The sequence below is a fragment of the Verrucosispora sp. WMMA2044 genome, from assembly GCF_027497155.1.
GTDB classification, from domain to species: domain Bacteria; phylum Actinomycetota; class Actinomycetes; order Mycobacteriales; family Micromonosporaceae; genus Micromonospora; species Micromonospora palythoicola.
In genome coordinates this window covers 2,332,662-2,346,420 of record NZ_CP114913.1, presented here as the reverse complement: position 1 = coordinate 2,346,420, position 13,759 = coordinate 2,332,662, and the positions used below count along the sequence as shown (strand labels likewise).

Genomic DNA, 13,759 nt, shown 5'->3' with positions numbered 1-13,759 from the left:
AGCCAAGCGGTCCGACGGGCTTCCGGTGCACGGATATGCCCCCCATCCGCACGATCACATCGTGCTGCCTGGGGGCATGTGCCAATGTCGGCGTTTCGGACGTCCGCCGCCAACCTGTTGCGTCTGGCCACTGACGGCGCCCTCGCCGACCGGGTCGCCGAGCATCTGTGGTCGATCCGCCACGGTGTGAGCCCGGCAGAGCGGCGGTCCTGGATGAACAGCCTGCCGGTGCTGGCGCAGGATCTTGCCGATGCGGGTCTCGACCAGGTGGAGGTGCTGGTCGAGTACCAACTGCCGTTGACCAGCCGACGCATCGACGCGGTGCTCGCCGGCGTTGATCCCCGTAGCGGGGACGACTCCTATATGGTCGTCGAGCTGAAGCAATGGTCCTACGCAACCGCGTACGAGGAATCCGACACACTGGTCGCGGTCGAGCACGCGCGTGGACCACGACTGCATCCCGGCGTGCAGGTCGCCGACTACTGCCAGTACCTCACCGATTTTCTCGGCATCCTGGGTCGCCAGCGGTATCCGCTACACGGTGCCGCCTACCTGCACAACGCCGCCGACCGCGACATCGCCGACCTGCTCGACCGGCCAGGCACTGAGCAGAGCCGACTCTTCACCCGGCAGCGCCGCGGCCAGTGGCTCACATATCTTCGGTCGCGGTTCGCGCCGAAGCCCGGCGCGGCCGCCGCCGATCGCTTCCTGACCAGCACCGTCAGGCCCAGTCGGCACCTGCTGCGGTACGCCGCGCAGGAACTCAAGGACCGGCCACAGTTCACTCTGATCGACGAGCAGCACGTGGCGTACGAGCTGGTGCTGCACGCGGTCGAGCGGGCCCGGAAGGCGAACCGAAAGCGGGCAGTGGTGGTGGCCGGCGGACCGGGCAGCGGCAAGAGCGTCATCGCCCTGTCGGTGATGGGTGAACTGGCCCGTCAGGGTCGGACCGTGCTGCACGCCACCGGCTCCCGCGCGTTCACCCAGACTCTGCGGCGCTACGCCGGACGCGGCTCGACCCGGCTTCAAGGGTTGTTCAAGTACTTCAACAGCTTCATGGACGCCGGGGCCAACGACATCGAGGTGCTGCTCTGCGACGAGGCGCACCGGATCCGGGAGACCTCCGTCAACCGGTACACACCCAAGGCTCGGCGGGACCGGGCGAGGCCGCAGTTGGACGAACTGATCTCGACAGCGCGCGTGCCGGTTTTCCTGCTCGATGAGCATCAGGTGGTCAAACCGGGGGAGCTGGGCAACGTCGAGGTTATCTCGGCATACGCCGAGAAGCTGGGCCTGGATGTCGAGGTCGTCGCCCTGCACGACCAGTTCCGGTGTGGCGGCAGCGCGGCGTACGAGGACTGGGTGCTCACCTTGCTCGGCCTCGACGGTGATGGACCGACCGTGTGGGCCGGTGACGGACGGTTCGAGCTGCGGCTGGCGGAGTCCCCAACTCAGATGGAGGCTTTCCTTCGGGCAAGCCAACGCCCGCCGGGCACGCCCGGTGAGCCGGCACAGACGGCACGCATGTCGGCCGGCTACTGCTGGCCGTGGAGCGACCCTCGACCCGACGGCACCCTGGTGCCGGACGTGGTGGTCGGCGAGTGGGCCCGACCCTGGAACGTCAAGAGCGATCGCAGCGTCGGTGATGCTCCCGGTAGTGCCTTCTGGGCCACCGATCCGAACGGCTTCGACCAGGTGGGCTGCGTCTACACCGCCCAGGGCTTCGAGTACGACTGGTCAGGTGTCATCATCGGGCCCGACCTGGTGGCACGCGACGGCCGACTGGTGACTCGGCGGAGCGAGTCGAAGGACCCAGCATTGCGGAGCCGCAAGGCCGTGAGCGACGACGAAGCCGACCGTTTGATCCGCAACACCTACAAGGTGCTGCTGACCCGCGGTATGCGCGGGACGGTCATCCACTCGGTCGATCCGGAGACCCGCGAGTTCCTGGCTGCTCTGGTGAGACCCACCCGCGAGGTGGAAACCCACTATGAGTCGCCTGGCGGCGATTCGGACGTTGGGTAGCCGATCCCGTCCGCGCTCCCCGGCGGCAGGGCTCAGTCGGCCAGTTGCGCGGTCCGGACGAAGGTAGCCCAGGCAGCAGGGGAGAAGGTGAGGGCGGGCCCGGTCGCGTCCTTGGAGTCGCGGACGGCGACGAGGCCGGGAAGGTTGGTCGCGACCTCGACGCAGGCGCCGCCGTTGTCCCCGCTGCGGATGCTCTTGCGCCAGACGGCGCCGGTCAGGTCAGTCATGCCGAATCTCCCCGATGAGCCTTTTGATCATGTCCTTCGATTCTGCCTCGCCGAGGGCGAGCGCATCCAGTCCCCGCCAGACACGTTCGTATGCCGCGAGTTCATCCGGCTTGTCGAGGTAGAGCGCCCCGGTCAACGATTCGCTGTAGACGACGGACGGCTCCGGGGCGGTCCGACCGCCCTTGGTGGCAGGGAAGTCGAGAACCATGAAGGTGCCGGCCACTGCACCGGGCTGGGGGCCTGCTGCCAGCGGAAGCACCCTGACCGACACGTTCGGCAAACCCGACAGCCGGATGAGATGGTCGAGTTGGCCGCCCATGATCGCCGGACCGCCGACGCCGCGCCGGAGCACCGCCTCCGACAGGATCGACTCCAGGCGCGGTGCGGCGGGAAGTCGGCGGGTAAGCAGAGCTTGGCGCTGTATCCGCACCTCAACGGCCTGTTCTCGTTCCTCGTCGCTCATCATTCGCCCAAGGCGGATCAGTGCGTGTGCGTACTCCTTGGTCTGGAGGATGCCGGGGATCAGTGATTCGTCGTAGCCGCGCAGCCGCGAAGCGGCGGATTCCAGGCCGACGTACAGCTCGAACCAGCTCGGCACCGCGTCGCCGTACGCATGCCACCAGCCCTTGGACTTCGTCTCGACGGCCAGGCCGCGCATCGCCTCGGTCATCTCCGGCGACACCCCGTACAGCTCGCACATCGCCTTGACGTCGAGCACCCGGACTGAGCCCATGCCGCATTCGAGCCGCCAGATTTTCTGTCGGCTGTACTCCAGGGCTTCGGCGGCGGCGTCCAGCGTCACCCCGGCCTCGTTGCGGTACTGGCGCAGCAGCCGGCCGAGCTGCCGGCGCGGCACGGTCGATCCGATGTCTTCGGCCATTCGCACACTCCCTGGTTCCGACTCGCAACACTGCGTCACCTGCTGCTGTAACGCTTATCCGTTCCGACAAAGAAAGTCAATGCACAAGCGCGAAATCTGGCTGTGGAACGTTGCTAATCCACTGCGGAGCGTTTCAGGATGGTCACAGCGCGGCGGCTGGCCGATCCCCCCGGACGGCCGCCGCGTTCCGACCGCACCTCCCCGCCCACCGTGGAAAGGCGGCGACATGTCGACCTACCGCTCCACTGCGTACTCCGGTCTGTTGCCCTGGCAGGTGCGCGGGCATCGGTTCCGCCGCGTCTGGCTCGGACGTCGCGGCCTAGCCCTCGACGAGGTGTACGCGTTCCTCGATCGGGTCGCCGGTGAGTTGGCCACCGTCCAGCAGGCGCTCGCCGAGAGCCACCGAGAGACCGCCCGAGTCAAGGCCGCGCTGCGTGACTGGCAGTCCGCGCGGGCTCGCGCCCGAGGTGCTGACCGATGACCTGCCGCCGTGGCAGCAGAGCGACGGTCGACCTGTCCGGCCAGGAGACAGGTGCGGAGCGTGGGTAGGCGGTGGAAGTGGTTCTTGCGGCCTGGGAAGGTGGCGATGGATCTGACCGGGCAGGCCGTGCCGGACGAGGACGTGCCGGGGCGGTTCCGGCGGGTGTCGGTCGAGCATGTCGTACCGGAGCTGCGGGTGACCTCGCGGTGCGACGGTGCGCTCGTGTACGAGCGGCCCGAGGAACGGCCGGCAGTGTCGTCGGCGCGGAATCAGCGTGCGGCTCGCTACGAAGCGGGCCGGCGAAGCGAGCGGAACCGTGGGAGGTTCCGAGGGCCGACCGACGGTGAGCCGGTCCGGCCCGCTCGGCCGGACGCGGACAACGACCTCTTCGTGACGCCTGCTCAGCTCGCCAGGGCGAACCGGCTGTTCGAGGTGCATTGGCGGAGCCCCGCCGAGGATCCGCGTACCAGGAAGTGTCCGGACTGCCGCGTCGACGGCACCTGCCCCCGGGCGGACTGGGCCGACGCGATCATCGTGCGCTGCCTGCGGACGTACTGGCGATGAACGTCTTCGACCTGTCGCCCGCGCAGATCCGCAACCGGCTGATCCTCCGAGCACGTCGGGCAGCGCTGGCCGCTGGCACCGGACGGCAGCCGCCGTCCCACCCGCGTGGTCGCGCCGAGATGGCGGCGGCCCGGGCGCCGGTCGTCCCGTGTGTGTCCGTCGCCGCCGGGGACGTGGTCCAGCTCGCCGAGTCCGACTACCGGTACGCCGACGGTCCGCTCCGGCTCCGGATCGTCCGCGTCCGGCCGGACCTCAGCGAGTGGTACGACGGCGAGTGGGTGTGGCTCGAAGGCGTCGAGATCGGCCCGGACGACCAGGATGGTGCGTTCCGGCCGGTGCTGGCCCGGGTCGCCGCGCTGCGGTCGGAAGCCGTACGCAAGTAACGAACATTGGTGAACTTCGATGCATTCTGGACGCTGCTCCGTCACGTCCCGGTAACACTGCATTACCGTCGGGACATGGTCTCGCGTCGATCGATTCTCGGAGCGGTGCCACTCGCCGCCGCCGCCCTGACCGCCGCCCCAGCTCACCCCCGCTGGCTCACCGGAGCGTCCGCGTCGACCGATCCGGTGCGAGTACCTCCCGATCCGGCCACGATGCCGGCCGCCGCGTCGGCGGTACGCGGCTTCACCGCCGACCTATACCGCACGGTCGCGGCGAGCCACACCGGCGGCAACGTGGTGTGTGCGCCGTACTCGGTCCAGCTGGCCCTCGCCATGGCCAGGGCGGGCGCCGGCTCGACCACGGCGGACGAGATGGACGCCGTGCTGCACGCGCCGCATCCGCGACCCGGTGCGCTCGACAGTGGTCTGAACACCGTCGACCAGTCGCTGGCCGCGCGGTTCCAGGACGGCGACGGAGTGCGGCAGCCCCGGGTGACCACGGCCAACGCGGTGTGGACCCGCCTCGAGCTGGGCCTGCGAACCGGGTTTCGGGACACGCTGGCCGGCTACTACGGCGCCCTCCCACACCCGGTGGACTTCCGTGGCGCGCCGGAGGCGGCCCGCCAGGAGATCAACACCTGGGTGTCCGATCGGACCAACGCGAAGATCCCGGAGTTGTTGGCCCCGGACTCGGTGCGCCCCGACACCAGCCTGATGCTCACCAACACGGCCTACCTCAAGGCGGCCTGGTACTACCCCTTCCGGGCGTCCGCCACAGTGGAGGAACCGTTCACCCGGGATGACGGCACAGTCGTCCAGGTGCCGATGATGCGCGGCCCGTTCGACCGGATGGGGCACCTGCTGGGCGACGGTTGGCGGGCGGTCGACGTGCCGCTCGCGGGCGACGGGCTGGCCATGGCCGTCGTCATGCCGACGAGGGACGACCTCGCCGCGGTCGAGGCGAACCTCGACGCGGCGTGGCTGAGCGCGTTGTTCGCCGGCTTCCAGTTCACCGACATTCAACTGCGGATGCCCCGGTGGACGTTCCGCCTGCCCGCCCAGCTGGGCGCCGCCTTGAGTGGCCTCGGCATGCCCACGGCCTTCACGCCGTACGCCGACTTCACCGGCATGAGCACCACCGACCCGAACCTGTGCGTCGACGACGTGGTGCACGAGACGTTCATCGGGGTGGACGAGAAGGGTGTCGAGGCGGCAGCCGCGTCGGCGGTCATCATCCGGCCGCCGTCGATTCCGCAGGGGCCGCAGTTCTTCGTGAACCGGCCGTTCCTGTACGTCATCCACGACCGGGTCACCGGCGTACCGCTGTTCCTCGGTCGGGTCCACGACCCGCTGGTCACCGGCTGACCCTGGTCGGCACGGTGGTGGCCGCGGCGCGCGTCGGGCTGACCTGGCCCGCGACGATCGCGGCGAGGCAGCACACGAAGCCGGCCGACTGGATCGGGGTGAGTGACTCGTCGAGCAGTACCGCACCCAGCAGGGCCGCCACCACCGGCGAGAGCAGGGTGAGCACCGCGACGGAGGTGACCGGCAGCGTGGCGATGCCCCGGAACCACAGGACGTAGGCGAGCAGGCCGCCGGGCAGGCCGAGCCAGAGGTAGCCGAGCGCGCCGCTGGCGTCGACCGCGGGCGGTGCCCCCTCGACCAGCAGCGTCACCGGCAGCAGGAACAGGCCGCCGGCCGTGAGCTGCCAGCCGGCGTACGCCGTGGGGCCCACGCCCTCCGGGCGCCCCCATTGCTTGGTGAGCGTCACCCCGACCGCCATCGCCCCGGCGCCGCCGAGGCCGGCCAGTAGTCCGACCACGTCGATGTCCGCGTCGGGACCGATGACCAGCAGCCCGACCCCCGCGACGCCGACGATTCCCCAGGCGAAGCTCCAGGTCGACGGGGACTGGTGCAGCACGGTCACCGCCAGGACCGCCACGGCCAGCGGCTGCACCGCGCCCAGCGTGGCGGCCACTCCGCCGGGCAACCGTTCGGCGGCGACGAACAGCAGCGGCAGGAACACGCCGATGTTGAGCACGCCCAGCACCGCCGCCTTGAGCCACCACCTGCCGTGCGGCAGCGCCCGGCCGATGGCGAGTGCGGCAAGGCCCGCCGGCAGTGCCCGGATCAGCCCGGCGAAGAGCGGGTGGCCGGCCGGCAGCAGTTCGGTGGTGACCACGTACGTCGTGCCCCACACCGCCGGTGCGAGGGCGGTCGTGGCGGTGGCGGCCAGGCGACCCGTGGCCGGAGGGGGTACCGGATTTGTCACGTGAGTCAGGATCGACGCGCCGAACCGATGAGTCCAACACATCCTTGTCAACCCAACGATCACGATTCACGATTGATGGATGGAGCTTCACCAGCTGCGGTACGTGGTGGCCGTCGCCGAGACGCGTAACTTCACCCGTGCCGCCGAGCGTTGTCTGGTCGTCCAGTCCGCGCTCAGTCACCAGATCGCCCGCCTCGAACGGGAACTCGGCGCCCGCCTGTTCGACCGGACCAGCCGCCGGGTGCGGATGACCCCGGCCGGTGAGGCGTTCCTCCCGGCGGCCCGTCAGTGCCTGGACGCGGCCGAGCGGGCCGCCGCCGAAGTCGCCTCGGCGGTCGGGGAGATCCGGGGCCGACTCACCGTCGGCATGATTCCGACCGTCGCCGCTGTCGACATCCCGGCCGCGCTTGACGCCTTTCATCAGCGGTATCCGCACGTCCGTATCCGGCTGCGCGTCGGTGGCAGCGAACAGCTCATCGACCAGGTCAAGGAAGGTGCTGTCGACATCGGATTTCTCGGACTTCCGGTGACCGCCCGGCCCGAAGGGGTGGTCGCCCGACAGTTGGCGTACGACCGGTTGGTGGCTGTGGTCGCCCCCGAACATCCGCTTGCCGGGCAGGCCGAGGTCGACCTCGCCCGCCTGGCCACCGAGACGTTCGTGGACCTGCCGGCGGGATCGGCGGGGCGGGCCCAGTCCGACCAGGCGTTCGCCGCCGCCGGAGTGCACCGCGAGGTCGCCTTCGAGGTGAGTACCGTCGACTCGATGATGACCCGGCTCATCCGTCGGCAGCTCGGCATCGCCCTGCTGCCGTCGACCTTCGCGCCGCAGCTGCCGGGTGTGGTCACCATTCCGGTGCGGGACGCCCCGGCCCGGATCGAACACCTCGTCTGGAACCGGACCACCCTCACCCCGGCGGCGACGGCGTTCCTCAACGAGCTGGACGTCCCCGTCGCCGACGGCGAGAGCAGTGACCGCTGAGTGCGTCCGCGAAGCCGTGACCGAAGACCGGCTCCGCGATCAGATCGTGAGGGGGCGGTCCCGACGAGCGTCGGCCAGCACCTGCGCCCACCAGCGCAGTTCGGTCAGGCTCGCGGTCAGGCCACGGGAGAGCTCCGCGTCCGGAACGTAGCGACCATGATCGTCGAGCGACGTCCACGGTGCCCGCAGGCCCAGGGCCCGACGGGTGGTCACCACGCTGAGTTCGGCGAGCACCCCGCGCAGGTGCTCGATCGCCGCGTATCCGCCGTGGACGCCGTAGGCCACGATCGTCGCCGGCTTGACCCGCCACTCGCCGTAGTGCCAGTCGATCAGACGTTTCAGCGAGGCGGGGTAGCTGTGGTTGTACTCCGGCGTGACGAACACGAACGCGTCGGCGGCGGCGATCCGGTCGGCGACCTCGCTCTTCGGCCCGCCGCCAGGGTAGAGGAGGCTGTCGTCGGGCAGCTCGACGTGGGCAACGTCGATCAGGTCGAGCTGCGCGGGGCCGACCGCGCCGGCAGGGTCGAGTGCGGCGGCCACCCACTGGGCGATCGTCGGGCCCATCCGATCCTTGCGGACGCTGCCCGAGATCACGGCCACGCGCTGGCCGGTGTCGGGGGAGAGGCTGCTGTGCTGGTCGGTCGAAATAGCCATGTCCGAGACCGTGCAGGTTCAACATATGTTGAAGTCAAGTCCTGGTGTGCCTACCCTGCGTTCATGACAGTGCTCACGGGTCCGCCTCGCACGTTCAGCGTCAGTGAGGTCGCCGTCGACAGCGGCGTCGCGCCGTCGGCCGTGCGGTTTTACGACAACCACGGGGTCATCAACGCGGTACGCACCGCCGGCAATCAACGTCGCTTCGACGGTTCCGCAGCGTGCCGGATCCAGGTCGCCAAACTCGCCCAGCGAGCTGGGCTGAGTGTCCGCGAGATCGCCGCACTCTTCGCCGGCCTGTCGGCCGACCCGACGCCCGACGAGTGGGCGGATGTCGCCCGTCGGCTGGTGACCGAGGTCGAGGAGCGGGTTCGCGACCTCAAGGCGCAGCTCGCGGCGATGGGGTCGGGCACCCGGCTGTGCGAGATCGGGCGGAACGATCCCGCGCGGTGATCGTTCCGCGAAGGTGGCAGTCGTCGCGGACTTGACTTCACCATATGTTGAACCCCGATCGTCGGGTGCATGAGTGATCTCCGAACTCCGGTCCCGTCGTCCGCCCAGCGGCTTGCCGCCCTCGTCGAGACGGCCACCATCGTCGGCCTCGGGACGAGTACCCGAGAGGCCACCGAGACCTTCCGGCTGGTCGAGGAGACCACGCACGAGTTGATCCGGCGCGGATTCCGGGTCGTCGCCCTGCTGGACAACCAGCGGGTGGGTGACCTCTACGACCGGTACGTCCGGGGCGCGGACCTCGACCTGGCCGCCGCGCTCCACCAGGCATGGGGTCCGTGGCGGACGGTCGAGATGCGCGACGCGCTCGTCCGGCTGCGCCGGCACAACGAGCGTCACCCGGACGATCCGGTACGCGTCATCGCCGTCAACGGGCGCCGCACGCTGCCCGCCGACTACGACCGGGTCGTGGCGCTGCTCGCCCCGGCGGAACCCGCGACCGCGACGCGGATCGGCGAGATGTTCGACGTCATCCGTACCGCCCACGACAACGGTGAACACGTCCAACGCCTGCACGGCACCCACCCCGGCGTGCCCTTCGTCGACCTCGCCCGCACCGCCCGCGACCTGGCCGCCCACCTGCCCGACAGCCCGGGACGTGACGAGGCGCTACGGCTCATCGAGGGGATCGTCGACTTCCACGCGCACGCCCTCGGCGCCGGGTACGACGCGGCAGCGGAGGAGCGCGCCGCCGCCGAGCGACTCCTCGATCACCAGCGGGTCAGCGGCGACCGGGTGGTGTTCTGGGAGGGCAGCGCCCACGTCGCGGCGCACGGCGCGACCATGCTGGGTGCCCATCTGCGGGCGGCCCTGGGCAGCGAGTACGCGGCCGTCCACGTCACCTTCGGCCACGGCGGCATCCCCGGCCGGGACGTTCCGCGCCCCGTCGGAGCATCACTGGACGCGGTGCTGCTCCAGGGCGGTGGTGCGCGGATCATCGACCTGCGTTCCGCCGTACCCGCCGACCTCGCGGACCGGCCCGGACGGCCGTGGCGTACCCGACTGATCTCCGGTCTCTACCAGGCGGACCACGACGAGCAGCACTACTACGAGCTGCCCTCGCTGGCGGGCAGCTTCGACGCGATCGCCTTCGTCCCGACGGTCACCCCGATCCACCCCCTGCCGGGCTGAACCGACCCGCCGGACCTGGCCGGCTCCGCCACCAAGCGTTGCGCCGGCCGGCGGGTCCCGCTCAGACGGGCCGATGGTTGTTCGAGCTGCGGGCCCGCTGGATCAGATTCTCGACCCACCGTTCGAACTTGCTGCTGCCGCCACCGAGCAGGCCGGCGAGTTCGTCCTCGGTGACCCCGCCACGGGATGCCAGCGACTCGACCATCGTCCGCAGCCGGCGATGATCGTCGTCCTCCGTCGCGGTCACGCCGACCACGCCGGCCCCGAGGTGACGTTGCAGGTCCTGGAGAATGTCCATCATCTGCGGCAGGGTCTCGATGACCTGGGACAGACCGGCCTCGTGCGGGCTGGACGAGCCGCGCAGCTCCTGCAGGGTGAGGGCGACCGACATCGGGGTGACGATGTCCGCCTCGCTGCCGATGGCGTCGATGGCCCGGCCGAGCTGCTCCTTGGCGGCGTGCACGCTGTCCAGGTCGGTGTGGTCGACCAGGATCGTCCGCATGCCGTGCACGTCGAAGGGCAGCTGCTGGTCCTTCGCCATCAACTGGACGAACGGTCTCCGCAGGGCGTGCCGGACCGCCAACTCGTAGAAGACGTTGGCGTTCTGGTCGGTCAGGTCGGCGATCACCAGGTCGTTGCGGATGATGCGGTCCAGCACCTGGGAGGTGATCAGACCGGCCCGTTCGATCTCGTCGCCGCGGATCGCGACGAAGCCACGCGCCTCCACCACCGGGCGGATCACGTGCTTGAGGATCTGGTCGCTGCGTCTGCGGATGTCCGAGTCCTCCGGACCGATCGGGGCGATCACGAAACACTCACGACGCGTAGGCTGCTCGCTGTCCTCCCCCATGAACCCAGCGTAGTTGAGGCCGGCGAGGCGGGTGTTCAGCCGGTCGGTGCCCGGTGCCGGTCCCACCGGTTGCGGTGTGCGGCCAGCAGTCGGTTTGCCTCGGCGGCCGCCCGCGCGGCGACCGGCTCCGCCAACCACCGGTCGAGTACGCCGGCCATGCCCTCGACCAGGTGTCGACCCACCGGGGTGAGTCGCCGCTGCGCGGCCAGCACCGCGACGGTGTCGGCGGCGGCTCTGCTCCACCTGGCGAACTGGACCTCCGCGTGGTGCCGCGCCGCACCCGGGTCCGTCACCCGCGCCTGGCGACGCCAGAACCCAGCCACCCCCAGGTGGGCGTACGCCCCGTGCAGCAGGCCGTCCAACGGCCGCGGGTCGGTCCGCCACGGTGCGTAGAACAGCTCGGCGGGGCCCGGTTCCAGCGTGGCGAACATGTCGGTCAACGCGGCCAGTTTGGCGTGCTGGATCTCGTGCGCGAGCGCCACGGCCGTCGACCGGGCATCCGGTGGCAGCGACATGGCCACCGACCCGAAGGCGTGATGGAAGGTGCCGCTGCGGGTGCTCGTCCGGGGCGCGCTGATCGGCACCAGGGCACGCAGCAGGGCGGAGATCTCCTCGGCGACCGGTCGGTGGTGGTCGACCAGAATTCGCCACGCACCGTCGAGGCGTGACCGCCAGGCGTCGGTCGGGGTACCGCCCCAGTCGGTGCCCACTCCGGGCACGTACCGCCAGGTCCGGGTGTCCACCTGCAGCGACAACGCCAGTCCACCGTGTGCTATGGCCAGCCGGGACAGTGGCCGCCACCGACGGTCGGACGACCGGCCGGTGTCGATGTCGATCCGCTTGCCGGCGGCGATCACCCACGCCTGCCCGCCGCACGTGCGGACCCGGGCCCGGGTCGCGGTGACCGGGAGGGTCACCGTGCCGAGGCCCGGCAGATCCAGCCGGCCGTCGGCGCCGGGAGCCAGCGGGACGTCGAGTTCGACCTCGGTGCCGGCACGGACGGCCGCGGTGACCGCCACGGCGGCCAGCAGCCCGGGGTGTGCCGCCGTGGCGTTGCCCGTCTCCAGCAGCGACACGGTGCCGAACGCCCACGCGGCGACGGGCGGATGGGAGAGCGCGGCCACCCGGTCCGGCGTGGGAACCTCGGCCAGCACCCGGTACGCCGTCTCGACCACCGCCCGATCCGGGTGCGCCGTCTCGCGTACCAGCAGCAGCAGGGCGCGTACCAGCAGGAGGATCTTGCTGTGCTGGGCGGCCCGCAGCCGCGTCACCGCCGCCACACCGCCCCGGCCGGCGGCGAGTTCGGCCAGGACCGCCCTCGGCATCCGGTGGACCGACGGAATCAACGGGTCGCCCGGGGCAGCGCCGCCACGTCCCGACGGACCGTCTGACGAATGTGGTCGATCAGGGCGTACAGGTCGGGGCAGTAGACCGAGGGATTGTCGAAGCCGTTGTCGGCCCGCCAGCGGTGGGTACGCAGCCCGCCACCGCAGACCCGCCGCAGCTCACATGCGCCGCAGGTGGCGCAGAGCGCCGCCGCGCCGCGCTGCTGGGCCCGCACCGCCGGCAGGTCGAGGGCGACGTCGAACGGATCCCGCTGCACGTGCAGACCGGTACCCGCCGCGCCGGCGTAGGCGGCGGCGAGGGTGTCGTCCATCTCGATCTGACCATCGGTCTGCACCACCGCCACCACCACCGGACTCAGGCCGACGCCGGCCAGGTGGGAGGCGCCGCCGAGCAGCAGTTGGATGATCTCGTCGAAGAGGCGGATCCGGACCGGCGGGCCCGGCGCGTGGTACCACCTGTCGAACACCGAGATCAGCCAGCGCGCGTACGGGGTCCGTCGAGGATCGGCCGGGCGTCCGGGCGGGGGAGTGTCCCAGGTGCCGTGCGGTAGCAGGAAGTCGATCGTCGGCGGCCGGTGTTCGAGCAGACCGAGGTACGTGGCGACCGGGTCGTTGCGGAGGTCCACCGTGCACAGCAGCCCGTTGAACAGGTGCGGGTAGCCCGTGGTGAGGCGACGCAGCGCGGCCTCGACGCGGGCGTGGCTGCCCTGTCCGTCGGGCCCGCGCCGATGCCGGTCGTGCGCGGCCCGGTCGCCGTCGAGGCTGACGCTGAGCCGCACGTCGAGCCGGTCGAACAGGCTGAGGTACCGCTCGTCCAGCCGGATGGCGTTCGTCTGCACGGTCAGCCGTACCGGCACCGGTGCCACGCCCTGTCGGATGACCGACACGGCCGCCTCGACGCGTTCCGGTCCGGCCAGCAGCGGCTCGCCGCCGTGCAGGATCACCGACACCCGGTCGAGCCGGTGTGCCCGGGCGTGTTCGCCGATCCGCCGGGCGGTCGCGTCGAGCACCTCAGGTGGCATGGTCCGGGGCAGGTCCCGCCACCGCTGGTCGGCCATCGTGTAGACGTAGCAGTGGTCGCAGGCCAGGTCGCAGCGGCTGTGCAGCTTGAGCACGAACTGGCGGAAGGCGACGGGTGGCGCGGGGTGGGTGGCGGTGCCGCCGGGTGACCGGTGGCCGTCGGATCCGGGCATCAGACGCTTCACCGTCCTGGCTGCGGCCGGTCGGCCGGGGTCGACGGGGTCCACAGCATACATCGACGCATGACGCTCTGTTCGCCGTGTTTGACCTGATCCGGGGTCGCCGGTCCGCGGCCGGACCGTCGCGGAGGGAGAGTGGCCCGGCCCGCGTACCGCCGTCTGGCGACCACGTCATACCGTTATCATGGGCGTACGCAGCGGATCTGGCCAACGTCGACGTCCGCACCTGCGACGCCATCATTGTGCGAGAGGCAGACA

Annotated in this window: 15 protein-coding genes; 8 read left to right on the top strand and 7 right to left on the bottom strand. The window is 70.7% G+C overall.

The window, feature by feature from the left end; translation table 11 throughout:
- Positions 1 to 84: 84 nt before the first annotated feature.
- Complete coding sequence (locus tag O3597_RS10580) at positions 85 to 2,025, top strand: DUF2075 domain-containing protein (RefSeq protein WP_281604020.1); 1,941 nt, start codon at positions 85 to 87, stop codon at positions 2,023 to 2,025.
- A 32-nt stretch (positions 2,026 to 2,057) separates the two neighbouring features.
- Here O3597_RS10580 and O3597_RS10575 read toward each other — a convergent pair whose 3' ends face one another.
- Complete coding sequence (locus O3597_RS10575) at positions 2,058 to 2,252, bottom strand: DUF397 domain-containing protein (protein WP_281604019.1); 195 nt, start codon at positions 2,250 to 2,252, stop codon at positions 2,058 to 2,060.
- Positions 2,245 to 3,132 carry a helix-turn-helix transcriptional regulator gene (locus tag O3597_RS10570; protein WP_281604018.1) on the bottom strand — a complete coding sequence of 296 codons (888 nt, stop codon included), beginning with the start codon at positions 3,130 to 3,132 and terminating at the stop codon, positions 2,245 to 2,247. Before O3597_RS10570 ends, O3597_RS10575 begins: the two co-directional genes overlap by 8 nt.
- A 226-nt stretch (positions 3,133 to 3,358) precedes the next feature.
- On the opposite strand from O3597_RS10570, the gene O3597_RS10565 reads away from it, so the two are divergent.
- From O3597_RS10565 to O3597_RS10550, 4 genes are all read left to right on the top strand, one after another.
- On the top strand, positions 3,359 to 3,613 hold the full coding sequence (locus tag O3597_RS10565) for a DivIVA domain-containing protein (protein ID WP_281604017.1): 255 nt from the start codon (positions 3,359 to 3,361) through the stop codon (positions 3,611 to 3,613).
- Between the two features lie 105 nt (positions 3,614 to 3,718).
- Positions 3,719 to 4,177 carry a hypothetical protein gene (locus O3597_RS10560; RefSeq protein WP_281604016.1) on the top strand — a complete coding sequence of 153 codons (459 nt, stop codon included), beginning with the start codon at positions 3,719 to 3,721 and terminating at the stop codon, positions 4,175 to 4,177.
- Positions 4,174 to 4,560, top strand: coding sequence for a hypothetical protein (locus O3597_RS10555; protein ID WP_281604015.1), 387 nt, complete (start codon positions 4,174 to 4,176; stop codon positions 4,558 to 4,560). Before O3597_RS10560 ends, O3597_RS10555 begins: the two co-directional genes overlap by 4 nt.
- A 75-nt stretch (positions 4,561 to 4,635) precedes the next feature.
- On the top strand, positions 4,636 to 5,925 hold the full coding sequence (locus O3597_RS10550) for a serpin family protein (RefSeq protein ID WP_281604014.1): 1,290 nt from the start codon (positions 4,636 to 4,638) through the stop codon (positions 5,923 to 5,925).
- Here O3597_RS10550 and O3597_RS10545 read toward each other — a convergent pair.
- A complete protein-coding gene (locus O3597_RS10545) occupies positions 5,915 to 6,832 on the bottom strand; it encodes an EamA family transporter (protein ID WP_281604013.1) in 918 nt (305 codons plus the stop codon). The genes O3597_RS10550 and O3597_RS10545 overlap by 11 nt on opposite strands.
- 79 nt (positions 6,833 to 6,911) lie before the next feature.
- Here O3597_RS10545 and O3597_RS10540 point away from each other — a divergent pair, with 79 nt between their 5' ends.
- Positions 6,912 to 7,811: a LysR family transcriptional regulator gene (locus O3597_RS10540; protein ID WP_281604012.1), complete on the top strand. Its 900-nt coding sequence runs from the start codon at positions 6,912 to 6,914 to the stop codon at positions 7,809 to 7,811.
- A gap of 39 nt (positions 7,812 to 7,850) precedes the next feature.
- Here O3597_RS10540 and O3597_RS10535 read toward each other — a convergent pair whose 3' ends face one another.
- Entirely contained in the window at positions 7,851 to 8,465 is a 615-nt protein-coding gene (locus O3597_RS10535; RefSeq protein ID WP_281604011.1) for an NAD(P)H-dependent oxidoreductase, read from the bottom strand.
- 63 nt (positions 8,466 to 8,528) lie between these two features.
- Here O3597_RS10535 and O3597_RS10530 point away from each other — a divergent pair, with 63 nt between their 5' ends.
- Positions 8,529 to 8,918: a MerR family transcriptional regulator gene (locus tag O3597_RS10530; protein WP_164446867.1), complete on the top strand. Its 390-nt coding sequence runs from the start codon at positions 8,529 to 8,531 to the stop codon at positions 8,916 to 8,918.
- Positions 8,919 to 8,987: 69 nt separating this feature from the next.
- Complete coding sequence (locus tag O3597_RS10525; protein ID WP_281604010.1) at positions 8,988 to 10,106, top strand: erythromycin esterase family protein; 1,119 nt, start codon at positions 8,988 to 8,990, stop codon at positions 10,104 to 10,106.
- Positions 10,107 to 10,167: 61 nt separating this feature from the next.
- Here the strand turns inward: O3597_RS10525 and O3597_RS10520 are convergent, their stop codons facing one another.
- Genes O3597_RS10520 through O3597_RS10510 form a run of 3 tightly spaced genes read right to left on the bottom strand, consistent with a single transcriptional unit; the run spans position 10,168 to position 13,495 of the window.
- A complete protein-coding gene (locus O3597_RS10520; RefSeq protein ID WP_281604009.1) occupies positions 10,168 to 10,956 on the bottom strand; it encodes a hypothetical protein in 789 nt (262 codons plus the stop codon).
- Between the two features lie 35 nt (positions 10,957 to 10,991).
- Positions 10,992 to 12,281, bottom strand: coding sequence for an HEXXH motif domain-containing protein (locus O3597_RS10515; RefSeq protein WP_281604008.1), 1,290 nt, complete (start codon positions 12,279 to 12,281; stop codon positions 10,992 to 10,994).
- 17 nt (positions 12,282 to 12,298) lie between these two features.
- Positions 12,299 to 13,495, bottom strand: a complete 1,197-nt coding sequence (locus O3597_RS10510) for an FxsB family cyclophane-forming radical SAM/SPASM peptide maturase (protein ID WP_281604007.1) — start codon at positions 13,493 to 13,495, stop codon at positions 12,299 to 12,301.
- Between the last annotated feature and the right edge of the window lie 264 nt (positions 13,496 to 13,759).

Bases quoted from the DNA above. Each gene is read 5' to 3' on its own strand.
- O3597_RS10580 (WP_281604020.1), top strand. From the start codon at position 85: ATGTCGGCGTTTCGGACGTCCGCCGCCAACCTGTTGCGTCTGGCCACT.
- O3597_RS10575 (WP_281604019.1), bottom strand. From the start codon at position 2,252: ATGACTGACCTGACCGGCGCCGTCTGGCGCAAGAGCATCCGCAGCGGG.
- O3597_RS10570 (WP_281604018.1), bottom strand. From the start codon at position 3,132: ATGGCCGAAGACATCGGATCGACCGTGCCGCGCCGGCAGCTCGGCCGG.
- O3597_RS10565 (WP_281604017.1), top strand. From the start codon at position 3,359: ATGTCGACCTACCGCTCCACTGCGTACTCCGGTCTGTTGCCCTGGCAG.
- O3597_RS10560 (WP_281604016.1), top strand. From the start codon at position 3,719: ATGGATCTGACCGGGCAGGCCGTGCCGGACGAGGACGTGCCGGGGCGG.
- O3597_RS10555 (WP_281604015.1), top strand. From the start codon at position 4,174: ATGAACGTCTTCGACCTGTCGCCCGCGCAGATCCGCAACCGGCTGATC.
- O3597_RS10550 (WP_281604014.1), top strand. From the start codon at position 4,636: ATGGTCTCGCGTCGATCGATTCTCGGAGCGGTGCCACTCGCCGCCGCC.
- O3597_RS10540 (WP_281604012.1), top strand. From the start codon at position 6,912: ATGGAGCTTCACCAGCTGCGGTACGTGGTGGCCGTCGCCGAGACGCGT.
- O3597_RS10535 (WP_281604011.1), bottom strand. From the start codon at position 8,465: ATGGCTATTTCGACCGACCAGCACAGCAGCCTCTCCCCCGACACCGGC.
- O3597_RS10530 (WP_164446867.1), top strand. From the start codon at position 8,529: ATGACAGTGCTCACGGGTCCGCCTCGCACGTTCAGCGTCAGTGAGGTC.
- O3597_RS10525 (WP_281604010.1), top strand. From the start codon at position 8,988: ATGAGTGATCTCCGAACTCCGGTCCCGTCGTCCGCCCAGCGGCTTGCC.
- O3597_RS10520 (WP_281604009.1), bottom strand. From the start codon at position 10,956: ATGGGGGAGGACAGCGAGCAGCCTACGCGTCGTGAGTGTTTCGTGATC.
- O3597_RS10515 (WP_281604008.1), bottom strand. From the start codon at position 12,281: ATGCCGAGGGCGGTCCTGGCCGAACTCGCCGCCGGCCGGGGCGGTGTG.
- O3597_RS10510 (WP_281604007.1), bottom strand. From the start codon at position 13,495: ATGCCCGGATCCGACGGCCACCGGTCACCCGGCGGCACCGCCACCCAC.